General features: G+C 34.8%; 17 protein-coding genes. 10 read left to right on the forward strand and 7 right to left on the reverse strand.

Features of this window, described 5'->3' with window-relative positions:
• Positions 1 to 89: 89 nt before the first annotated feature.
• From BUE24_RS04145 to BUE24_RS04150, 3 genes are all read left to right on the forward strand, one after another.
• Positions 90 to 1,802 (forward strand): helix-turn-helix domain-containing protein, encoded by a 1,713-nt coding sequence (locus BUE24_RS04145; protein ID WP_073314171.1) that lies wholly within the window; start codon positions 90 to 92, stop codon positions 1,800 to 1,802.
• A gap of 140 nt (positions 1,803 to 1,942) precedes the next feature.
• Complete coding sequence (locus BUE24_RS23835) at positions 1,943 to 2,113, forward strand: hypothetical protein (RefSeq protein WP_170864549.1); 171 nt, start codon at positions 1,943 to 1,945, stop codon at positions 2,111 to 2,113.
• 54 nt (positions 2,114 to 2,167) lie between these two features.
• Positions 2,168 to 2,359: a hypothetical protein gene (locus BUE24_RS04150; protein ID WP_073314173.1), complete on the forward strand. Its 192-nt coding sequence runs from the start codon at positions 2,168 to 2,170 to the stop codon at positions 2,357 to 2,359.
• A gap of 197 nt (positions 2,360 to 2,556) precedes the next feature.
• Here BUE24_RS04150 and BUE24_RS04155 read toward each other — a convergent pair whose 3' ends face one another.
• A complete protein-coding gene (locus BUE24_RS04155) occupies positions 2,557 to 3,498 on the reverse strand; it encodes a PD40 domain-containing protein (protein WP_170864550.1) in 942 nt (313 codons plus the stop codon).
• A 109-nt stretch (positions 3,499 to 3,607) separates the two neighbouring features.
• Positions 3,608 to 6,019 (reverse strand): zinc-dependent metalloprotease, encoded by a 2,412-nt coding sequence (locus tag BUE24_RS04160; protein WP_073314177.1) that lies wholly within the window; start codon positions 6,017 to 6,019, stop codon positions 3,608 to 3,610.
• Between the two features lie 113 nt (positions 6,020 to 6,132).
• Between BUE24_RS04160 and prfB the strand changes: the two genes are divergently transcribed.
• From prfB to BUE24_RS04175, 3 genes are all read left to right on the forward strand, one after another.
• A protein-coding gene (prfB, locus tag BUE24_RS04165; protein ID WP_139241909.1) for a peptide chain release factor 2 occupies positions 6,133 to 7,231 on the forward strand; the annotation gives its coding sequence in 2 pieces (ribosomal slippage) (positions 6,133 to 6,195 and positions 6,197 to 7,231; 1,098 coding nt in all).
• A 10-nt stretch (positions 7,232 to 7,241) separates the two neighbouring features.
• A complete protein-coding gene (gene arsC / locus BUE24_RS04170; protein ID WP_073314179.1) occupies positions 7,242 to 7,586 on the forward strand; it encodes an arsenate reductase (glutaredoxin) in 345 nt (114 codons plus the stop codon).
• A 170-nt stretch (positions 7,587 to 7,756) separates the two neighbouring features.
• Positions 7,757 to 10,225: a TonB-dependent receptor gene (locus BUE24_RS04175; RefSeq protein WP_073314181.1), complete on the forward strand. Its 2,469-nt coding sequence runs from the start codon at positions 7,757 to 7,759 to the stop codon at positions 10,223 to 10,225.
• 73 nt (positions 10,226 to 10,298) lie between these two features.
• Here the strand turns inward: BUE24_RS04175 and BUE24_RS23840 are convergent, their stop codons facing one another.
• Positions 10,299 to 10,472, reverse strand: a complete 174-nt coding sequence (locus BUE24_RS23840; RefSeq protein ID WP_170864551.1) for a hypothetical protein — start codon at positions 10,470 to 10,472, stop codon at positions 10,299 to 10,301.
• A gap of 188 nt (positions 10,473 to 10,660) precedes the next feature.
• On the opposite strand from BUE24_RS23840, the gene fumC reads away from it, so the two are divergent.
• Positions 10,661 to 12,058, forward strand: coding sequence for a class II fumarate hydratase (gene fumC, locus BUE24_RS04180; protein WP_073314183.1), 1,398 nt, complete (start codon positions 10,661 to 10,663; stop codon positions 12,056 to 12,058).
• 77 nt (positions 12,059 to 12,135) lie between these two features.
• On the opposite strand, the gene BUE24_RS04185 is transcribed toward fumC, so the two are convergent.
• Complete coding sequence (locus BUE24_RS04185; RefSeq protein WP_084549387.1) at positions 12,136 to 13,818, reverse strand: tetratricopeptide repeat protein; 1,683 nt, start codon at positions 13,816 to 13,818, stop codon at positions 12,136 to 12,138.
• A 615-nt stretch (positions 13,819 to 14,433) separates the two neighbouring features.
• On the opposite strand from BUE24_RS04185, the gene BUE24_RS04190 reads away from it, so the two are divergent.
• Positions 14,434 to 17,367, forward strand: a complete 2,934-nt coding sequence (locus tag BUE24_RS04190; RefSeq protein ID WP_170864552.1) for a T9SS type A sorting domain-containing protein — start codon at positions 14,434 to 14,436, stop codon at positions 17,365 to 17,367.
• A gap of 679 nt (positions 17,368 to 18,046) precedes the next feature.
• On the opposite strand, the gene BUE24_RS04195 is transcribed toward BUE24_RS04190, so the two are convergent.
• A complete protein-coding gene (locus BUE24_RS04195; RefSeq protein WP_073314189.1) occupies positions 18,047 to 19,330 on the reverse strand; it encodes a cystathionine gamma-synthase family protein in 1,284 nt (427 codons plus the stop codon).
• A 133-nt stretch (positions 19,331 to 19,463) separates the two neighbouring features.
• Here BUE24_RS04195 and BUE24_RS04200 point away from each other — a divergent pair, with 133 nt between their 5' ends.
• Positions 19,464 to 19,919, forward strand: coding sequence for an Lrp/AsnC family transcriptional regulator (locus BUE24_RS04200; RefSeq protein ID WP_073314191.1), 456 nt, complete (start codon positions 19,464 to 19,466; stop codon positions 19,917 to 19,919).
• Positions 19,920 to 19,993: 74 nt separating this feature from the next.
• Positions 19,994 to 20,722 carry an SDR family oxidoreductase gene (locus BUE24_RS04205; protein ID WP_073314466.1) on the forward strand — a complete coding sequence of 243 codons (729 nt, stop codon included), beginning with the start codon at positions 19,994 to 19,996 and terminating at the stop codon, positions 20,720 to 20,722.
• 3 nt (positions 20,723 to 20,725) lie between these two features.
• Here BUE24_RS04205 and BUE24_RS04210 read toward each other — a convergent pair whose 3' ends face one another.
• Together BUE24_RS04210 and holA are read right to left on the reverse strand one after the other, a co-directional pair.
• A complete protein-coding gene (locus BUE24_RS04210) occupies positions 20,726 to 22,075 on the reverse strand; it encodes an MFS transporter (RefSeq protein ID WP_073314193.1) in 1,350 nt (449 codons plus the stop codon).
• Between the two features lie 54 nt (positions 22,076 to 22,129).
• Complete coding sequence (holA, locus tag BUE24_RS04215) at positions 22,130 to 23,134, reverse strand: DNA polymerase III subunit delta (protein WP_073314195.1); 1,005 nt, start codon at positions 23,132 to 23,134, stop codon at positions 22,130 to 22,132.
• Between the last annotated feature and the right edge of the window lie 24 nt (positions 23,135 to 23,158).

The following is a 23,158-nucleotide window of genomic DNA, read 5'->3' on the forward strand; positions in this document are numbered from 1 at the left end:
TTGAACTCAAATTTTGCGATTAAAAATAATGCTATTTTTGTAAAACAATATCAAAGACCATCTTAAATAATTTCTTTGTAAAGAAAATCATGCAAAAACTTCTTAAATGTCTACTTTTTCTCCCGCTGATACTATTTTCTTTTAAAGGAAATTCACAAAATGCAGTTGATAGTTTACAACAAAAAACATATGAAGAACTAAGAGCCCTTTTCTCAAATCTCAGAAGTGACACCTTAAAATCTGCATATATTGCCAACTACTACCTGATAAAAGCCAAAAGAGAAAGTAATATCCCAAAAATTGCTAAAGGATATCATTTACTTTATTATAGTTTTTCTGATCATACGGTAAAACAAAAATATGTTGATAGTATCATCGATATTACAAGATATAATCAGAGTAGAGAATTCCCAGCTCTTGCATATCTTCATAAAGCACAATTTCATCTATATCAAAATAGAGAAATCACAAAAACAATTAACAATCTTAACGCAGCAAGAAAATACGCCAATCAAAATGACAATATAGATCTAATATATAGAGTAGATTATATGATTGGTATTATTAAGAGTGAGCACTTAGATGAAAAAGAAGAAGCTCTTAATATTTATAAGAAATGTGCCAAATTTTACCAAACTAAAAAACAAGATATCTATAAATCCCGATACATTAATACGTTGCATGCTATTGCAGAAACATATATCGCCTTAAAAGAACATGATTCTTCATCTTATTATAATGAATTAGGATACCAGGAAGCCGAGAACCATGAAAATGTTTTTTTGCAAAGACAAAAGGTATACTTTACGTTATGCGAAGGAGTAAATCACTACTCTAAAAACAACTTTCGTAGAGCAATTGATAGTATCCATAAAGCATTACCCGAAATGATATCTATAAATGATGTTTCCAACACATTAGATTGCTATTACTACCTGGGAAAGAGTTATTTTGACTTAGGACAAAACAAAAAGGCTTTACCATATCTAATTAAAACAGATTCTATTTTAGAATCTTTAAATTCTATACCTCAATACAAACACGTAAAGATTTATCAGTATCTAAAAAATTACTACCGAAACATTAATGATCTAGAAAATCAAAATAAATATCTTGATAAATTGAACAAGATTCTTGCGAATTATCTAAGTGATCAAATACATATAAGTAAAAAGGTTAAGGAAGATTATGATATCGCTCTTTTGATAGAAGAGCAAGAGTCTGTGGTAAAAAAGTTAAATCGTAATACTGATGTGTACAAATCTGGTGTTTTACTATTGATTCTACTTTTATTGATTTCTAGTAGCGTTTTGTTATATCAATACAGAAAAAAACAAGTCTATAGAAAGCGTTTTCAAGAGATTCTTACAAAGCAAAAGACTTCAATTTCGAAAGAAGACGAAGAGTTCATAAAAAGTAAAGTTTCTGAAAGTAATATAAAAGTTCCTCAGAAGCATGTTGACTATATTTTGGAACGGCTTGATCAGTTTGAAAAGGAAAAAAAATATCTTGCAACTGGAATAAGCTCTCAATCATTAGCTGACGATTTTGATACGAATGTGAAATATCTTTCGAGAGTTATTAATCATTTCAAAAACAAAAGCTTTACCAATTATTTGAATGAACTCAGAATCTCATTTGCTATAGAAGAATTAAAAACAAATACTACCCTTCGTAAATTCACCATAAAAGCTATTGCAAATGAAATGGGGTACAACAGTGCAGAAACGTTCTCGAATGCATTTTATAAACAAACAAAAATAAAGCCTTCTTACTACATCAAAAACCTAAACAAACAATAACTAAGATTTTGATAATTTGATAATTACATTTAATAAATGGCACGAAATTCCAGAATTTCGTGTGCTTTTTATAGAAAACAACATACCCGTATGTCAATTTTATATAATTTGGCAATGAAATTTTTATAACAAAGTAAACCATGAAAAAGTCAACAAGCAAAAGAAAGTTGAACCTAGACAAAATCCGAGTATCAAGAATTTCCGATTTATCAAAAATAAACGGAGGGTATGATGATGGGACTCACTCTGGAGTCGTAACCGATTGTAGTCTGATAATAAGTTGTGACGCAACTACAAACTCTGATATTTGATTTTTCAATTTTATTTTAAATAATTGGAGTACATACATCATCAAATTTAAGATCATGAAAAATAAACATCTAACATCACGTAAAATCCCTTTTGCAAAACTCAAAGTCTCTATTTTGAATAATAAAAAAAGTATAGTTGGAGGAGACTATATAAAAATAGACGATGGTACGCACTCTTATTACAATTGTTATACAAATAGTTGTGTTAATTGCGGCGATGATAATGGCGAAATAGGAGAAGGATAATTATTTGCAGTTTTAATAATAATTTAGAGATCCTTAATGTTTAAAATGGACTATTAAGGAGGTTACTTGATACTTACATCTATAAGTTTTCATAAAAAACGCATTGCAAATCCCTTATCCATAGGCCTTTTTAGGTTCTAAAAAATGGAATTTAAAATTGTTGATACTTCATCTGTTTAGCAAATCATCTGACAATCTTATTCTTGAAAAACAGCACTTTTTCTGTATTTTTTGTAAAGGTTTTCAAAATCTATGAAGTAAATATTGGTTTGTGTACTTTCAAGACTATCACTACTCGAATAATAAAGCGTATTCGTATCTTCTATTAATTCTGGATAAAGATCGCTTCCTGTAGTGTTAATTTCTTGAATGTTCTGTGGTACAGACCATTGGTCATTTTTCTTAAAGCTTATATAAAGATCCCCATAGGAGGACAAGTTTTCTTTGCGTTGAGACGCTTCAAAAAGAATAAGATCACCCTTTTGGTTGACTTCTAAATTCCATTCACCAAATTCAGTATTCAAAGAATTGCCCAAATTTATAGGTGGATCGTACTGATCATTTGTTTTCTTTGCCATATACAAATCCCCTTGCCCGTACCCACTTTTACGGTCAGATGCAAAATATAAGTTTCCGTAGGTATCAGTTCGTAAACAATACTCATTAGCTGATGAATTAATGGGTTCATCCAGACGTATAGGCACTCCCCATTCCCCACTATCACTTCTTTCAACTTTCCAAATATCCATAGAAACTTCTACAATCCCTTCAGAAGGTCTTTTGGAAATAAAGTATAAGGTTTTTCCTTGGTTAGTTAGGTAAGGAGCACTATCATCATATTTTCCTGAGAAAGAAGCTAACTTCGGCTTAGACCATGTTGCTTTTTTGTAAACTGAATAGTAGATATAACTGACAACATCTCCCTTCCCCCATTGGTCATTACTTTTAGAAAAGTAGATTTCAGATCCCGAAGAAGAAAAAGTAAGCCCATATTCTATGGATGCTGTCGAAATATTCCCAGGTTCAAAAAGAGTAGGTTGATTTTCTTTTAATTCTTTATTACAACCAATGGTAAGAAGTATTACCACACTATATAATAGCATTGATAACAAATCAAGTATCGTTTTTGATTTCTTCATAGTATTCATTGTTTCGATGAAACACCGCTTGTAGCCAAAGGTTTCTTTATATTTCTCTACATCTTTTATCCACCCAGTCTATACCCGAAACCTCAAACGAAAACAATTATCAAAAACTACACTGGAAACTTCCTATTGGTGATCCATCCGGAATTTTAGGAGATGGTAATGCTTTAAAACTCTCAGGCTTATTCAAAAATTGGTTTATACTATTTACCTGATAAGCATTATAAGCTGTAATCGACTCATCACCTTTTTGAGTTTTCAGAAAAGTTGCTAATTCAACAAGCTTATGCTGGGCAATAGCATTTACCTGTTGATAAGTGTTTTCATTTTTACTCAGATTCATCAAATGTTTCAACACATTAGCTTTAACCGCTTGCATGATCTCTTTCTGATAGCTATCGTTTATTTTTGTCTTGAAAGTAAGATTGATTAATTGATCCAAAACTTCTTCAAAACCCAATTGTTTATTATCCAAACTCTTTTGTTGTATTAGCCTAGAGGCTCTTTCTGGATGCAATAATAACCCCAAAGTCATATCACTTGCTGTGGCTGCCACACTAATAGCATCAAAACCTACCCCCGTTTTTCCTTGAAATGATTCTCGGGTCCTCCCATATCCAAATGCTCTAGGCGGAAACAGTTGCAATTTATCTTCGGGTATCGCCAAATGTTCTGGGGATATAGTGAGTAACAATTGTTTCATCGCTGCTCGTTGTTTGGACGGAGTAACAGCTTCAACTATTACTTGCCCATCATCCTTGGTAGCATAATTATAGTTTAGTCCTCCTATAAGCTTAACAGCAGCTTCTGTTTGGTAGCGATGAAAGAAATATATAGGTACAAATACATCTTCTAGAACAGAATAAGGTTCGCCACTTTTAATATTGTCCTTAGAAAAGTTTTTGATAGCCACCCCCCTTATCTTAAGAACATTATCCAACTCTTCTACAGCGCTTTTTCCATTATCCCACAAATGTGCCAACTCGTGAGCACCGCCTTGAGGTCGTGCATCACTATCGGAGATAAATCGTAATCCAGATGCATAAGCGTTATTCAGTATATTGTCCAAGGTTTTCTTTTCATCCTTATCATCTGCCACTTCACTATAACTATAAGCTACGGTTACTTTATCCCAGTCTCCAATTTTGGTATCATAGGCATTAGAAAGATCAATTTTCCCATTTTTTAAGGTCACCGTGGGATGAGGGTAATCCATTACAGACGCTCTGCCATTGGTACTAGCCGCAAAATTATGGGCAAATCCAATCGTATGTCCTACTTCGTGAGCTGATAATTGCCGGATTCGCGCTAAGGCCATCTCCAACATGGGTTGGTAATTATCATCTCTTTCAGCAAATGGTTGATTAAGTAATGCCTGAGCAATCAAAAAGTCTTGTCTTATCCTTAAACTTCCTAAACTCACATGCCCTTTTAGTATTTCTCCAGTTCTAGGGTCTATAACACTAGCTCCATAACTCCAACCCCGGGTGGATCGGTGTACCCATTGTATTACATTATATCTCAAATCCATTGGATCTGCATCAGATGGTAGCATTTTTACTTGAAACGCGTTCTTAAATCCAATAGCTTCAAAAGCTTGATCCCACCATCGTGCTCCATCCAATAATGCCGAACGAACTGGTTCTGGAGTACCAGGATCTAAATAGTAAATGATAGGCTCTTTGGGTTCACTTACTGACTCGTTAAGGTTTTTCTTTTCCAAACGATGACGTCGTATATATCGTTTTGTGATTGATTCTTGAATGGGAGTCGCATAATCCTGATACGAAATAAACATGGCACCACTTCTGGGATCAAATATTCTTTTTTTGTATCCATTATCTGGTAGTTCTACAAACGAATGATGCTGAGTAACGGTAAGAAACTGCGTGTTAGGCGCTACAGTTTGTAAATGCTGTCCAGTCGGTTCTCCTTTATAGGTAAGCAATGCTTCAAATTCAACATTTTTTGGAAATGCTTTCGTTCTTTCCAAACTGAGTGCGCTTCTGCTTTTATCAACAGTATAATTCCCTTCTTTTTGTGCTTTAAGTCTATTGATTACTCCATGAGTGTCTTGCATCAGGAAAGGAGTAACATCAATAATAAATTTTCCTTCTTTAGCTGCTTTGATCGGAAAACCAAACAATACCGATTTTGCAAAAGCTTGTTGTACGCTTTTTTTCTCCAAAACATTGTCTGTTATGGCCCTATACTGTTGATTTGGTTGTACTAATAACAGCTTATTTCCAGCTTTTACAAACTTCACCACTACCCCATTACCTATTTGCCCCCTATCCAAACCGATGTCATTAGAGCCCAATCCTGTGGTTAATGAGTGTACATACAAAAATTCCTTATCCAATTTATCAACCTCTAGATAAATTTCGTCTTTATCCTCATTGTAATGGAAATCAAAATAGCCATTGTAATTTTTGAGATTTTTGTGCTTTTCCAAAAATTGTGCGGTAATAGAGCAACTAAAGCATAAGGTAAGAAACAAGAAAAATGACTTCATGAAATGAGTTTTGTGTGAAAGGTTCTGTCAAATTTTTAAAGCTATAAAATAATCGAAAAAATATTTCTTACTGAAGTGTTAAATCCTATTTTTGTCTAAAATTAGAAAAAGTAATGATTAATACGGAGACTTTACAGGATCTTAGAAAGCGCCTGGTTGCGTTAAGGAGGTATCTTTGACGTTGATGCCAAACTTATTGAAATAGCAAACGAGGAGGAGAAAACTTTCGCTCCTGATTTTTGGAACAATGCCCAAGAAGCCGAAAAACATATGAAAGCGCTCAATGCCCAAAAAAAATGGGTATCGGATTATGAAAAGAGTGAAGCTTTGGTTGATGATCTCGAAGTATTATTCGAATTCTTCAAAGAGGGTGATGCCAGTGAAGATGAAGTGAGCCAAAAACATGTAGAGGCTATGGATCTTATTGAAGATCTCGAATTCAAAAATATGCTTAGTGACGAAGGGGATAGCATGAGTGCTGTTCTGCAAATCACTGCTGGTGCTGGTGGTACCGAAAGCTGTGATTGGGCAAGCATGTTGATGCGTATGTATTTGATGTGGGCCGAAAAAAGAGGCTATAAAATAAAAGAACTCAACTATCAGGAAGGTGATGTTGCTGGTATTAAAACCGTAACTTTAGAAATTGACGGAGAGTTCGCTTTTGGTTGGCTGAAAGGAGAAAACGGAGTACATCGATTAGTACGTATCTCACCTTTTGATAGTAATGCCAAAAGACATACTTCTTTTGCTTCTATATATGTATACCCCCTTGCTGATGATAGCATTGAAATTGAAATCAATCCTTCAGACTATGAAATCATCACTTCGAGATCTAGTGGAGCTGGTGGACAAAATGTAAATAAGGTAGAAACCAAAGTACAGTTAACGCACTTTCCTACCGGGATACAAATCTCTTGTTCTGATTCAAGATCACAGCATGATAATCGAGAGAAAGCGTTACAAATGCTGAAATCTCAGTTGTTTGAATTAGAATTAAAAAAGCAACAAGCCCAACGGGATGAAATTGAAGCCTCCAAAATGAAAATCGAATGGGGCTCTCAAATCAGGAATTATGTAATGCATCCTTACAAATTGGTAAAAGATGTTAGAACCGCAGAAGAAACTGGAAATGTAGATGCGGTTATGGATGGGAATATCGATAAATTCCTAAAGGCATATCTGATGATGATGGGACAAAGAAACGACGATTAAACAAAAACGAATGAAAACAATAATTTATCATAACCCTAGATGCAGAAAATCTCGAGAAACACTTGCGATTCTTGAGGAAAAACAAGAAGAAATTGAGACTGTAAAGTATCTTGAAACTCCTCCGAGCAAGAAGGACCTTACAGAAATCATTGCTATGCTTGGGATATCACCTATTGATTTGGTTAGAAAAAATGAAGCTATTTGGAAAGAAAATTTTAAAGGTAAAGAATTAAGCAATCAAGAAGTTGTTGATATTCTTATCGAACATCCAAAGTTAATAGAGCGACCTATTGTTATAAAAAATGGAAAAGCTGTTATAGGAAGACCTCCAGAAAAAGTAATCGAAATACTTTAGTCTTTTTTTAACAACTTCTGATTAAACCTTTTTATTTTTTTGAAGTCCAAACTCTCTTAAACCCTTTACACATAAGGGCTAACGAATCTTAACATATTTACAATTAACAAATCATTAACCGTTTTACTAGGTTGCTTTGATACTTTTGAGGCGCATTTAAAAAACGATTCATGATAAAAAACCTTTGGATATACTTATTAGTATTCTCTACGCACATTTTTGCTCAACAACGAGGAGATTTTTCTAATACGCCAATCACCGTTTCCGGCATTGTAGTTGATCAGGACACCAATCAGCCTCTAGAATATGCCACGGTTTCTTTTTATAGCCCTAAGCTTAAAAAAATTGTAACAGGGGGAATAACGAATCAAAAGGGGGCCTTTTCTATAGTGGTCAATCGAGGAGTATACACTATAAATGTGGAATATATCTCATTTCAAACCAAAACAATTTCGCAAAAAAAATTATTCAAAAATACAGATTTAGGGGTCATTCCGCTTGGGCTTGATACTGAAACTCTGGATGATGTCGTAGTTATAGCAGAAAAAACAACTGTAGAGATCAAACTTGATAAAAAAATCTATAATGTTGGTAAAGATCTAACAGTAAGCGGAGGTACAGTGAGTGATGTCCTCGATAATGTTCCTTCTGTATCTGTTGATGTTGAAGGTAATGTAGCTTTGAGAGGAAATGACAATGTACAAATTCTAATCAACGGCAAACCTTCTGGACTGGTAGGATTAAATAGTACAGACGCGTTGAGGCAGCTTCCTGCAGAATCTATTGAAAGAGTTGAGGTGATTACCTCCCCTTCTGCTCGTTATGATGCAGAAGGTACTGCCGGAATTTTAAACATTATCCTGCGCAGAAGTAAGTTGCAAGGCATGAATGGTGCCATTACTATCAATGCTGGTTATCCCTGGCAAGCAGGGATCTCTGGAAATTTGAATTACAGAGTTGGGGATCTCAATTTTTTCACCACATCAGGATATCGATATAGAGAGGTTCCGGGAAATTCGTTAAATGAGACTAGATTTTTTGGAGGAGATGGAGTAATTTCTCTAGATGACACCTTCCTGGTAGAAGATCGTGATTTTGATAGAATCAGAAAAGGAATAAATACAAATGTAGGAGTAGAATGGTATATCAACAGAACTTCATCGGTTACCGCTTCGTATTTATATAGATCTGGTGATAATGAAAGTAATACCACAAATATTATCACAGAACCCGATCTTACCGGTAGTATTATAAGTCAAAATATTCGTTTTGATCCGGAAATAGAAGACGATCAAACAAAACAATACGCGATAAACTTTAGCAAGGACTTTAATGATAGCGGTCATAAACTAACTGCAGATTTTCAGATAGAAAATAGCACAGAAACAGAAAACTCTCGAATTACTCAAGATAATTCTACAAGAATCGAATTAGTAAATACAGACGAAGCTCAAGAACGTATTTTATTACAGGCAGATTATGTTTTACCAATAGGTAAAAACAGCCAATTTGAACTTGGATATAGAGGTAATTTTAATGAACTCAATACCGAATTTTTGGTACAAAACGATGATAATGGCCTTGTAGTAACAGATACAGATCTATCCAACAATTTGATTTTTACAGAAAGAATCAATGCGGCGTACTCACAATATGGGAGTAAAATAGATAACTTCTCTTTTTTACTTGGGCTTAGAATGGAGGACACCAGAATAATCATTGATCAACAAACCAGTGGGGATTTTGATAGAAAAAATTATACCGATCTTTTTCCCACGGTGAATTTGGCTTACGAAATTTCTAAAAAACAAAATATTACTTTAGGATATAATCGAAGAATAAGACGTCCTCGTTCACGATTTATCAATCCCTTCCCTTCCAGGTCTAGTGCTACCAATTTATTTCAGGGAAACCCAGATTTGGATCCTAGCTATACCAATGCGTTCGACTTAGGTTATCTCAATCGTATTGGAAAACTAACTATAAACAGTTCTATATACTACAATAGATCCACTCAAAATTTTACTTTTATTTCAGAAGACACTGGAAATACAGTAGTTATAGGCATAAGCGACGAAAATCCCCAAGGAACCGAGGTCCCTGTAATACGACGAACCCCTATTAATCTAGCCAGTTCTGATCGATATGGTTTTGAGTTTACCTTGATCTATAATCCTAGCAAAAAATGGAGAGTCAATGGGAATTTTAATGCATTTCAAAATACCGTACGCGGTACTGATCCTAGTGGAGAAAGTCTTGATGCGGAAAACTTCAGTTGGTTTGCCCGTATCAACAACAAAATAACATTACCTGCAAAAATTGATTGGCAAACAAGTATGTTCTACAGAGGACCTACAGAAAATGCACAAACCAAAAGCGATGGAATACTAAGTGTGAACTTAGCCTTCAGTAAAGATCTTTTTAAGGAGAAAGCGTCTATGACTTTTAATGTAAGTGATGTATTCAACTCCAGAAAACGGATCGGCACCTCTACTACTCCTACCTTTGTGTCAGATAGTGAATTTCAATGGAGAGAGCGAAGCTTCAATTTTGCTTTTACGTATCGATTTAACCAAAAGAAGAAAAGACAACGATCCAGAAGAGATTTTAACTCTGATGATGAAGAATTTGGAGGATAGCCTAGACTCCGTGATTATAAAGCATAAAAAAAGGAAGCCGATTGGCTTCCTTTTTTGTTGATATCGTAATACGTTATGCTTCTTTTGCTTGACGCTTAGCTTCTCTTCTCAATTTGAAGTTCTCAATATTCGCTCCAATAATCCAGTAAGGGATTACAAAAGTTAATAAAAAGATCATTAACCAAAATCCTATAGTAAGAATGGTTAAGAAAGCTAAAAATCCAAGGTACTGATCGAATTCAAACATAACGATAATCTAATTTTCAAATTTGTGCCAAAGATAGTAACTCTTATTAATTTGTCATAGCAGAAATACGATTTATTTTAAAAACTATTTTTATCATCTGCAAGTCACCAAAAAATAGCCCCTTTATTCAGAAAAAGTGAGGCAAATGCTTAAATTTGCACTCTTAAAAAAAACAAATCATCGTACCTATGGAATATAGAATAGAAAAAGATACAATGGGAGAGGTAAAGGTTCCTTCGGATAAACTTTGGGGAGCTCAAACCGAAAGATCAAGAAATAACTTCAAAATAGGTGCTCCGGCATCCATGCCTTTAGAAATCGTATACGGTTTTGCTTACCTTAAAAAAGCGGCAGCATATACGAATTGCGAATTAGGAGCACTTCCTATAGAAAAAAGAGACTTGATTGCTCAAGTATGTGATGAAATTTTGGAAGGAAAGCACGATGATCAATTTCCATTGGTAATATGGCAAACAGGTTCGGGTACGCAAAGTAACATGAACGTAAACGAAGTAATTGCCAACCGTGCACATCAAATTGCAGGAAAAACAATTGGAGAAGGTGATAAAACGTTACAACCAAATGACGATGTTAATAAATCTCAATCTTCAAACGATACATTCCCAACAGGAATGCATATCGCTGCATACAAGAAGATTCTGGAAGTGACTATCCCGGGGATTACTCAACTAAGAGATACCTTAAAGAAAAAATCCGAAGAGTTCAGGGATGTAGTGAAAATTGGTCGCACCCATTTTATGGATGCTACTCCATTAACTATCGGTCAGGAATTATCAGGTTATGTTTCTCAGTTGGATCACGGACTTAAAGCATTAGAAAATACCTTACCTCACCTTGCAGAATTAGCATTGGGTGGAACCGCAGTAGGAACAGGTTTAAATACACCAAAAGGTTATGCCAAAAGAGTTTCTGAGTTCATCGCTCAGTTTACGGGACTACCTTTTATCACTGCCGAAAATAAATTTGAAGCACTAGCTGCCCACGATGCTTTCGTAGAAACCCATGGGGCATTAAAACAACTTGCTGTTTCTTTGAACAAAATAGGAAACGATATCAGAATGTTGGCCTCTGGTCCAAGAAGTGGTATCGGAGAATTGATCATTCCAGCAAACGAGCCAGGAAGCTCTATCATGCCAGGAAAAGTAAACCCTACACAGTGTGAGGCGCTAACAATGGTCTGTGCACAGGTAATGGGTAATGATGTAGCTATCAATGTTGGTGGAATGCAAGGTCATTTTGAATTGAATGTATTCAAACCAGTTATGGCGGCAAACTTGCTACAAAGTGCACAACTTCTTGGTGATGCATGTGTATCTTTTGACGTACACTGTGCGCAAGGTATTGCACCAAATCAGGCAAGGATTACTGAGCTACTTAACAATTCTTTGATGCTGGTAACGGCTTTAAATACCAAAATAGGATATTACAAAGCTGCCGAAATCGCAAATACAGCACACAAGAATGGCACTACCCTAAGACAAGAAGCTGTAGCGCTTGGATATGTTACCGAAGAAGAATTTGAAGAATGGGTAAAACCAGAAGATATGGTTGGTAGTTTGAAATAAAACTCGTCCATTTATCATATAAATAAAGGCTATCTCTTACTATGGAGATAGCCTTTATTGGTGTACAACACGTTAATTCAGTTTGGGTTTTGCGTAATCTGATCCAAGTACAACTTAAGCCCCATTGTATTCGGAACATTCATTTTCTTTTTTATTCTACTTCTGGAAGTTTTTACAGTATCTGCTGTAACACCAAGAATATTTGCTGTTTCTTTTGTCGAAAGATTGAGCTTTGTAAATAAGCAGTACTTGATTTCTGTATCTGACAAATCTGGATGTTTGTTTTTTAAATTTGCCGCTATTCCTGGATATCTAGATTCTACTCGATCGCTTATTGCTGATAAGTTATTTCCCGATAGTAATAAGTTTTTCAGCATTACTTTAAGTCCTTTGATTTTTTTATCTCCAACATCAATTTTGTATATCTCGTTTTTTATGTCCAGTAATATTTTTTGTCGGTTAGAAATAGCAGTCAAAGTCATATTGAGTTCATTTTCTCGTAATTCAATTTTGTCCTCTAAAAGTCTCTTCTCTACTTTCTTTAACTCCTTCAGTTTTCTGTTTGATCGAACATACTTTATCAGTAAGAAAAAGCACAAAAGACCTACCAACACAAGAATTCCTCCCCCAAAAAGCAAATAAAACTGAACACGATTTTTTGACTGTAAGAGTTCATTTTCAGTTTCAAGTTGTTTATTCAACATCTCCTCTTCTATCAGTTTAAACCCCAATTCATTATTTTGAATGACATTCTTATTATTTTCCTTGATTATACTATCTTTTAACTCATGATAATAGTTTTTATTAAGAAACGCTTTTTTCCATTCTTCCTTTTGCTCATAAATTTCAGATAATTTTAGGTAAGAATTCATTCTTCTATCCACAACGTTTTCTTTCTTTAAACTTTCCAAAAGCAAATTTTCTGCTTCATCAAGATTGTTATTAGCCAGATTTATTGCTCCCAGATAATAATTTTTATCCCAATCATGATCTCTATCGATCCGATCATACGTTTGTTGTGCTTCAATATCTTTATTGAGAATTAAGTAAATATTACACAAGTCTACAAGAATATCATTTTTTACCGTTACAAATTCATTTTCAAGACAAATTGCTAAGCCCTCATTAAGCCATTGAATAGCAAGCTCGTACTTTTTTTGTCTTTTAAAATTTAAAGCCATATTTTGATATAACTGAGCACCATACCTAGACTGTTTGTTAAAAAGTGAATTGTTTAGGTGATTTGTATAATAGCTATGAGCAAGCTGATAATCTCCTAATACACTGTAAGTTGAAGCAATGTTTACAACCAAAACCTGTTGTACATTCTTATATCTAATACTATCCTTTTGATTTTTATAAAAGTCATACGCTTTTAAATAATACTCTAGGGACTTTCTATAATTTCTAAGGCTTCCATAAATATTACCTAACGATAGATATGAATAATTTAAGCCCGGTTTAAAATCATTATTCTTGCAGATCAACATAGTTTTATTTACGTGGTAAAAAGCACTATCCATCTTATTATGTTTCCTGAAATAAGCACTTAACTTTAAATGAACCTTCCCAACACCTTCATCATAATTAATTGCCTTACTTCTATTCATGAGTTTATATAATGATTCGGTATTTCCATTATATAAATCAACCAGATTTACTAAACTATCTATCTCTTTTTGAGATGATGTTTTTGTAGATTTTTGGGCTACCACCATAGAAGATATCAATGTCAAAAGACAAACCGTTATTCTTTTCATATATAAATCATGAGATTGTAGATATTAAAACTTAGATCTCTAATTCATCAACTATTTGTTTCCGCAATTATTAAGATCTATCTGCAGCTCTTAGTATACTTTATCAATTTTGAAAAAACAAGGCATACCATTCACAAAACATCAATTTCCATTTTAAAAGAAACAATATCAAGCACTTACATCACAACACCCATCAAATGTTTACCTTTTATCAACCTATCAATACAGGTTTGATTACCAAAAATCGACTTTAGTTACTCAGGATTCATCAAGTCTAAAATTATTTTTGTTCAGAACAAATATTTCGTTCTCACAAATTCTTATTAATAAAAAAACAAAAAATCAATGAAATAAACATTGCAGTAACCAGATTACAGTTCTTAAGAACTTACCCTTTCCCCCTAGTCGTTTATTGGTTGAATTGCGCAAGACTTATACCTCAAAATATTGTTTTTTGATTATAAAAAACACTGAGAAATAAGGCTTAAACTAAATGTAACAATTAACGTAAACAATTTAATCAACATGAAAAAAAGTAACACTATTAGGCTATTATATGTTTTCACAGCTGTTGTATGCTTTGCTTTCTCAGCAAAAGCACAAATGAGCGAACCAATGATTAACATAAGAGCTATTATACCCGACAATACAGCTACACACAAAGCTAAAGATTCTGGATATTGGAATGATCCAAATACCTGGGATTCAGGAACCGTTCCAGGTCAATCAGCAATTGTGGTTATACCCATGGGGTTTACAGTTACTTATAATGTAAATAGTAATGCTCATATATTCGCTATACGAAATGAGGGTAAAATGATTTTCAGAGCCCCGGCAGGTGCTAGAAGAAAACTAATTGTAGACACTTTTTTTTGTGGTATGATGTCAGAATTAGATATCAAAGCTGATCAACCAACAGACGGTACTATTGATATCCATTTTAAAGCATTTGATATAGAAAAAAAGAAAAGTGGTCAAATAGGTGGAAATCGATGGAACGCACAAGCTAGAAGTCATTATTCTGATGGGAAGCGAATGAACGATCATTTTGGAAATCGATTATTTTCTGATGGACCTGGAGTTTTAGGTAGATATGAATGGGACCCAACACAAGCTTCATTAGGATTGATGACTATGGGAACAGTGAATATTTTTGGTAAGGAAAAAACTCCCTTTTTACGAACTACCAGGCCAACGGCAAGAAGAAGAAATAAAACAACTCTTGAAGACACTCCTGCAAATTGGAATATTGGAGATGATGTGGTTTTATCAGGTACTCAAGGTATATTTAGAGTAAGAAATGATGGTATCAGAACACAGGATGAAGAATTCGTAATAGAAGCCATCAATGAAGCAACCAACGAAGTAACTTTTAATACGCAAACGAGAAATTCGCACCAAGGAATACCAGAAGCAAACCTTTTTTGCCACCTATCAAACTTAACCCGAAACGTTACTTTTAAATCCATAGATTTTACCGATAATAATAACAATGTAAATGATGACATTACTCGTCGTGGTCATACCATGTTTATGCGAACCACAGATGTTAAAATTCATTTTGCTGCCTTTAAGGACTTGGGAAGATCCAACAAAGCTAATATTCTAGATGATTTTAAATACAATTTAGTAAGAACTGGTCAAGTAGATGAAGATGGGAAACCATTTGTACAAATACAAAATTTTGTTGAAGAAAAAGCATTACCACAAAATATTGAGAATCAAAGAGGAAGATATGCAATGCATTTTCATAGAATGAACAATTCACAAACCAAAATGGCAGAAGCACATGGATTGGCTGTATGGGGTTCACCAGGATGGGGGATGGTGCATCACGACAGCCATGCTTCTTTTGCTAATAATGTAGTTTACTTTGTTGATGGTTCTGGTATGGTTGCAGAAAGTGGTTCTGAAACCGGAATCTGGGAAAACAACTTAGTCACTACAGCAAGACCAGATGGAAGAAACTACTACTTTGCTGACATGGATCGAGATGCTCCTTCAGCTCTAAACTCTATTGTATCTGATCTATTAGATGATGATTTCAGAATTGGTGAAGCCTATGGATTACAAGGTCGAGCAGTACGAATGGTAAATAATGTGGCTGCCTCATCAAGAGAAGCTTATGCCTATGATGGTGGAGGAACCGTTTTAAGTATTAGAGATAAAGTAAGAACCAATGTATATCCAGAAAACCTGTTCCCATTACAAGACTACATAGACCCTGCAGCCGCGCCATTATTAGAATTTGATAATAACGAAGCATATGGATGTAGCAGTGGCTTTAGATCTAAAGATAGAGCAGCTCAGGCATTTCATCATAAATTATCTATCATTGATAACCACACCACCTGGAATACAGGTAGAGCTATGTATATTACCACCAATTTTGGATATATGGTTCGTAACGGAAATTATTATAATGGGGACAGTGCTGGTCTTATAGGAGGCGACTTGGATAATCTATGTTTGGTTAATACTACATTTCATAATTGGAGAGGTGATGGATTTACCGATGGTCGTGGAACCGATACCAACCCTCAACATAAACTTAATTTTATAAATGTAAAAATCCCCGGATTCGATAGAAATAGAATCTATAGACAACTAGATCGAAGTAACGAAAATATATACAATGCTTCTGTATTAGATACTAATGTAGATGTAACTTTTACTAAAGGCAGTAATATGGATACCAAAATTAACACAAATACTGGAGATTACACTGCTGTGGTAAATGGAATGATAACCGATCGATTAGGAACATACCCTTTCGGACATGCATATGCTAGGAGATTCCCAACTATTAGAAATAGAACGTATGATTTCAAAAACAAAGAAACTCTTGAAAATTATGTAAGAGCTTACGGTATAGCAGAAGATAATAGGGGTACCTATACCACCCTTACTGAGTTTATAACAGATAGAGGATCTGGTGAAACTTTTGGTATAGATTTTAGAATAGATCTTGTTGGAATTGATGCAGACGATTTTAGCGACAATAGAGCTCCAGAATTAACGATGATCTATCCTGATGAAACCAAACCCTATTTTGAAGGCGACAATCTAATTGTACGAGCAGAAGCTAACGATCCGGATGGAGAAATTAGAGAAGTAAGATTATACCTAAATGGTGAATTGATACGTACCGATACCGAAGCTCCTTACGGTTGGGGAGGAAATCCACAACTCCAAAATCTAGCTGCCGGAAATTACCGAGTACGAGTAGTTGCTATAGATAATGAAGGATTAAGAACTAAAAAAGTTATGACAATCCAAGTGTTACCAGAGTCACTAAAAGGAGCTGGATTCGATAATGAAGATAATAAGGAAGCTACAATATTAATATCTCCTAATCCTGCAAGAGGTAGTTATGTGAATATTTATCAAAAAGAAAATTGGTATTTAAGACTATACGATATCACCGGAAACTTAATCATGGAATTAGATCCAAAAAGTACTGTGATTAGTATCGATGTTTCGCAATTACCAAGCGGTCTTTACATCCTTAAATCTAATAATTCAAGCAAAAAATTAGTAATTCATTGACAGGATACATTCTACATCAAAATTTGTTATAGCAACTATTACATATCAAAAAACCGCATTGTAGCTCAATGCGGTTTTTCTATTTTCCTTACTAATTCAGTGTTCCCCTTGCAAAATTTTTGTCCCCCAACAAAATCTTCACAAATTCTTCACTTATTCTTTTCTTATCTATGAATAGCGTGGCTGCAAGCTTTTGGCAATTCTTGCAAAAAATCCTGGATAAACTTAAAATTGATTTTAAAGAGTGTCATAAGTTCTAGTGTAATAATGTTCTATATTATATTGTTATAAATTGATACTGTAAAAGTACTATATGATCTAATCTGTTGAAATACGTGTACATACGTATATTTGATTTGGGATCAAACGACTATCTGTGGATAGCGTGGCTACTAGCTTTTGGTAATTCTTTTAAAAAATTTAAAACAAAGTCGAAGTTAATGTTGAATAAATTCATGATTTCTAAGTGTGTTTTAATTAATAAGAATGATTGGTTAAAATTTCTGATACAAAAGTATGCTCCATCTACATACTGCACAATGGGTAAAAACACGTATTTTTAGTAGGGGGAATTTCCCCTACTAAATACCCAAAACCTCTCAAAACGCCTGTAAATACAGTAAAAATAAAAAAGCACGGTTTTTCACCGTGCTTTCCAATTATTCTTATTTTACCTAATTTATGCTTTTTCTAATGCAATTTCATTAGGACTATTTACCTTTTCCAGAGCTTGATCCAAATCCCAAATCAAATCTTTGGCACTTTCTACTCCTATCGATAATCTTACCAATTGATCTGTAATGTTCATTTCTTTTCTTTGGCCATCATCAACTCCAGCATGTGTCATTGTTTTTGGATGCTCTGCCAAACTTTCTGTACTTCCTAAACTAACGGCTAGTTTCATTAGTTTTAAGTTGTTCAAAAACTCAAAGGCTTCTTTCTCCCCTCCTACGATATCAAAAGAAACCATAGCTCCCGGAGCAGAACACTGTTTCTTATAGGTAGCAAATGCTGATGTTCCTTCTTCTAACAGCCCTAGATAATATACCTTTTTTACTTTCGTATGACTATTAAGGTATTCTGCTACCATTTGAGCGTTCTTTGTCTGTTGATCCATTCTCACTTTCAAGGTCTCCAAACTTCTAAGCATCAGCCATGCAGTATGTGGGCTTACCATGTTCCCCAAAAATGTACGTAGGGTTTTTACACGTAACATCAATTCGGCATTTCCTAATACGGCTCCGGCAATCAAATCACTATGACCTCCTATATATTTGGTTGCAGAATATAGTACCAAATCTGCACCACATTGTAGTGGGTGTTGCCAAAGCGGCCCCATATATGTATTATCTACGGCAACCAATACTTCTTTATCCTCGGTATTGTATTGTTTAGCCAATTGACTGAACTTTTCGATATCTACAATATCGTTAGTAGGATTGGCCGGAGTTTCTAGATAAATCATTGATAATCTATCGGATTTTCCAGAATCTTCAATCATTTGTTGCACCTCCTCTATTGATTGATGAGGTAGCACTCCTATAGTATGTACTCCGATTTTATCCAAAAAGTGCTGAATAAAATGATCCGTACCTCCGTACAATGGATTACTATATACTAGCAAATCTCCTGGTTTCAAAAATTCCAGCAGTACTGTACTAATCGCAGACATACCACTTTCAAAAACTGCACAATCATCAGCTTTATCCCAAAGGCAAAGTCTATTTTCAAGAATCTCTAGATTAGGATTGTTTATTCTACTATAAATCAGTCCTAATTCTTCTTTTGGAGATTTCTCACGTAAACCGTAAGCCAATTCAAAAAAGGCTTTTCCCTCTTCTGCGGTTTTAAACACAAAAGTAGACGTTTGAAAAATTGGACATTTTATGGCTCCTTCAGACAACTCAGGTTTATAACCGTAAGTCATCATTAAACTCTCTGGGTTAAAATCGTGTTCTTTCATGCATTAAAAGTACATTCAAAAGAATTAAAAACTAAATAATGATGTTATTTTAGAATAAATATTTATAAAATGAAATATTAAAGAATTTTATTCTAATTTTGATCTTTCAGAATACTTCAAAAAGAAAAATATTATGGATGCCATAGACCGATCTATACTACTGTTATTGCAAAAAGATGGAAAGATTACCATTAAACAAATTGCAGAACGATTACACCTCACCACTACTCCTATTTTTGAACGAGTAAAAAAACTTGAGCGCGAAGGGCACATCAAATCATACAAAGCCATTTTGAACCGAAAGAAAATCGGACTACAACTAATGGCGTTTTGTAATATCACGCTCAACCAGCATCAAAAAGATTTTATAAAGAAATTCGAAAAGGACATTCAACAGTTTCCAGAGGTAGTAGAATGTTATCACGTTGCAGGTATGTTTGATTATCTGATCAAGATCTATGCTGAAGATATGGAATCCTACCAGGATTTTCTTTCTAACAAACTGGCTTCACTAGAAAATATTTCTAAAGTGCAGAGTTCTTTCGTCATGACAGAAGTTAAAGACTTCTCTTATCTTCCTATCCCATAAAAATTAGGAGTATACTTAACAAAAGATTTAGAACTCAAATGATACCTTTGATTTCTAAACAAAATTGCACCACAATGAATCTTAACACAGCCAAAGTATTGATCACAGGAGGTAATTCGGGTATTGGTAAAGCTACCGCCAAATTACTAAAAGAGAAAGGAGCCCAAGTCGTGATCTCCGGAAGAAATAAAAACACCTTACAGCAAGTTGCACAAGAACTTGGTGTGGAGTATATCAAAGCCGATGTCACTCAAGAAAACGAAGTGACAAATATGGTTGAGCAAGCAAAAGAAAAAATGAACGGTTTGAATGTATTAGTCAATAACGCTGGATATGGTTATATTGCCAAGCTCGTGGATATTGAAGCGGATAAATTTACCGATCAGTTTAAAACTAATATCCTGGGAGCTGCACTTTGTGCAAAAGCATCAGCAAAACATTTTGTAGATCAACAATATGGGAACATCATTAATATTGGATCTACATCATCGTTAAAAGGTTCGCCTACTGCTTCACCCTATGTAGCTACCAAATTTGCTCTAAGAGGAATGACCGAGAGTTGGAGAAATGAACTACGCCCCCATAATATTCGCGTAATGCAAGTCAATCCTAGTGAGGTGATGACTAGTTTTGCAGACAATCGAGTAGACAATAATCCTACAGAGAAAAAATATACCGAAGCCGAACAAAATACCAAATTAAGAGGAGAGGAAATAGCACATACCATTTCCAGTCTTTTGGAGATGGACGATCGTGGCTTTATTACCGAGGCGACTGTATTTGCTACAAATCCTAAAGTATAACCTTTAGGATTCTTTGATCAACACTTTTGGAGAGGTTTGGGGTTTTGTTTTTAGGTAATGAAAAAGCACCAAAACAAAAATGAGTAAAAAGATAACAGTCCCTATCCTGAATACGGCAGTTTGAATACTTTCAAACAGCGTCCCCCCTAGCACCAGACCAAAAATACTGGCCAAACTCCCCATGCTATTGCCATAGCCTTGTATCACTCCTTGTAGTTGATTGTTACCGGTTTTTGCCAATATGGATAAAAAATTGGGCCACATTAACCCATTCCCTAAAGAAAGCAGAGTGATGCCTACGTATAAGAGGATAATATCTTGATAGGTCAATAAATAAAAACTAGATCCCAATAACAAGGTTCCTATTAGAATACAACTTATACCTGAAACTTTACCGGATAAAAAAGACAATAATGGCCCTTGTACCAAAATCATAATAATACTGGAATAGGCCAAAAACACCCCCAGTTGTATGGATGACCACTCCAAAATAGATGAAGCATATATCGGTAAACCAGCATAGAAGAAACTAAATGCCAAAAAAGTAAGAAAGTATACCGCATACAGCAAAGGAATCTTTTCTATTCTCAATATGGTCCAAAATGATGTTGAAGCTGATGTATCCTCCTCCTCTCTCGAGATATTGTAGCACTCCTTATGCTCTACCTGAAAAAAACGTCGAAACGATCGCAAAGAAACAGACCCCGTATCTACTACACAGGGATTACTTTCTGGCAAACGAATAGCAATTACAAAAATAGCAATCAACGATATCAAGCTAGCCAATATGATTGGCAGAGCTTCTTCCAAAACCGTAGATGTCAAAATACCCGCTACCGCAGGACCTAGTACAAAACCCAAACTAGTTGATGCTCCCATCATACCAAAGTTTTTATCCCGATTCTCGTCTGTAGAAATATCTGATAAATACGCATTTGCCACCGAAACATTCCCCCCAGTAAATCCATCAAAAATCCTGGCAACAAAAAGCAATAGTAAAGGCAAGGTCATTGCATAGTCCCCAGTAATTTCTGAATCTACCTCCCATAAATTCATTTTAGGTAATACAAATGCGAGCAAAAACAAAGACCAGGCTATAAAAGTACCTGCCTGACTAATAATCAGTACTTTCTTTCTTCCTATTTTGTCTGACAATCTTCCTAGTATCGGAGCTCCTATAAACTGAAATAAGGGATACATCGCACCCAGAATTCCATAGATGAAACCGTTTCCTTCAAAATCAAGAACAATAAAAATCAGAATAGGAATTACGATACTGTATCCAAGTACTCCTATAAAGTTAACCAGAAGAATGGGAAAAATGGTTCTATTGAGAAAGCTGAAACGCACCATATAAAGATAGCATCATTTCTGAAAAAAGATGTTAAGCCGACGCTAATAATTATATCAACCCATGATCTTTACCAATAACTCTTTTAAGATATCTCCCTGGGACAAATTGGCTGCACCGACTCCCTTTCCTTTTACATCCGCATCTCTGAGTGTTGCGATTATGGCACTCACCCTTTTCATAGGATAATTATGAGCAGCTTCAGAATAGTCTTTTACAAAATATGGATTGATTCGAAGTGCACTAGCCACATTGCGCTGAGACTTATCCGACAGACCATGATACTGTAATACCTGAGAGAAAAAACTATACAACAAGGATATGGTAACTACAAGAGGATTGTCTTTAGGGTTTTGAGCAAAATAGTTGATGATTCTATGCGCCTTTACCACATTGCGAGATCCAATGGCTTTGCGCAATTCAAAATTATTAAAGTCCTTACTGATCCCTATATTTTCTTCAATTTGATCGGCAGTAATTTGTTGCCCTTTAGGAATGATCAGCTTTAATTTTTCCAGCTCATTGTTAATCTTACCCAAATCTGTCCCCAGAAATTCTACCAACATTTGAGCTGCTTTGGGTTCTATAGCGTATTTAGAACCCGATAATACTCTTCGGATCCAATCTGCTACTTGATTTTCATACAACTTTTTACTCTCAAAGAGTAATCCATTTTTCTGAATGGCTTTGTATAATTTCTTTCGCTTATCGATCGTTTTGTATTTGTAGCACATCACCAAAACTGTAGAAGGTTGCGGTTGTTCTACATAATTTACCAATTTTTCTATCGTACGAGAGAGATCCTGAGCCTCTTTAACAATAACCACTTGTCTCTCTGCCATCATTGGGAAACGCTTGGCATTCGAAACGATATCGTCGATACTTACATCTCTACCATACAGCACCATTTGATTGAATCCCTTCTCTTCTTCGGCCAATACATTTTTTTCGATAAACTCTGATATCTTATCAATATAATAGGATTCTTCACCCATCAAAAAGTAGATCGGTTTTATATTTCCGTTCTTGATATCAGTTACAATTTGTTTTACTTCATCCATTCAGAAAAAATCATCAAATTTGCA

Source organism: Aquimarina spongiae (genome assembly GCF_900141785.1).
GTDB classification, from domain to species: domain Bacteria; phylum Bacteroidota; class Bacteroidia; order Flavobacteriales; family Flavobacteriaceae; genus Aquimarina; species Aquimarina spongiae.

Excerpts from the sequence above, each read along its gene's own strand:
- BUE24_RS04160 (WP_073314177.1), bottom strand. The coding sequence starts at position 6,019 with ATGAAGTCATTTTTCTTGTTTCTTACCTTATGCTTTAGTTGCTCTATT.
- BUE24_RS23840 (WP_170864551.1), bottom strand. The coding sequence starts at position 10,472 with ATGTTTGAATTCGATCAGTACCTTGGATTTTTAGCTTTCTTAACCATT.
- BUE24_RS04145 (WP_073314171.1), top strand. The coding sequence starts at position 90 with ATGCAAAAACTTCTTAAATGTCTACTTTTTCTCCCGCTGATACTATTT.
- BUE24_RS04175 (WP_073314181.1), top strand. The coding sequence starts at position 7,757 with ATGATAAAAAACCTTTGGATATACTTATTAGTATTCTCTACGCACATT.
- BUE24_RS04155 (WP_170864550.1), bottom strand. The coding sequence starts at position 3,498 with ATGAAGAAATCAAAAACGATACTTGATTTGTTATCAATGCTATTATAT.
- BUE24_RS04150 (WP_073314173.1), top strand. The coding sequence starts at position 2,168 with ATGAAAAATAAACATCTAACATCACGTAAAATCCCTTTTGCAAAACTC.
- arsC (WP_073314179.1), top strand. The coding sequence starts at position 7,242 with ATGAAAACAATAATTTATCATAACCCTAGATGCAGAAAATCTCGAGAA.
- holA (WP_073314195.1), bottom strand. The coding sequence starts at position 23,134 with ATGGATGAAGTAAAACAAATTGTAACTGATATCAAGAACGGAAATATA.
- BUE24_RS23835 (WP_170864549.1), top strand. The coding sequence starts at position 1,943 with ATGAAAAAGTCAACAAGCAAAAGAAAGTTGAACCTAGACAAAATCCGA.
- BUE24_RS04205 (WP_073314466.1), top strand. The coding sequence starts at position 19,994 with ATGAATCTTAACACAGCCAAAGTATTGATCACAGGAGGTAATTCGGGT.
- fumC (WP_073314183.1), top strand. The coding sequence starts at position 10,661 with ATGGAATATAGAATAGAAAAAGATACAATGGGAGAGGTAAAGGTTCCT.
- BUE24_RS04195 (WP_073314189.1), bottom strand. The coding sequence starts at position 19,330 with ATGAAAGAACACGATTTTAACCCAGAGAGTTTAATGATGACTTACGGT.
- BUE24_RS04190 (WP_170864552.1), top strand. The coding sequence starts at position 14,434 with ATGATTAACATAAGAGCTATTATACCCGACAATACAGCTACACACAAA.
- BUE24_RS04200 (WP_073314191.1), top strand. The coding sequence starts at position 19,464 with ATGGATGCCATAGACCGATCTATACTACTGTTATTGCAAAAAGATGGA.
- BUE24_RS04185 (WP_084549387.1), bottom strand. The coding sequence starts at position 13,818 with ATGAAAAGAATAACGGTTTGTCTTTTGACATTGATATCTTCTATGGTG.
- BUE24_RS04210 (WP_073314193.1), bottom strand. The coding sequence starts at position 22,075 with ATGGTGCGTTTCAGCTTTCTCAATAGAACCATTTTTCCCATTCTTCTG.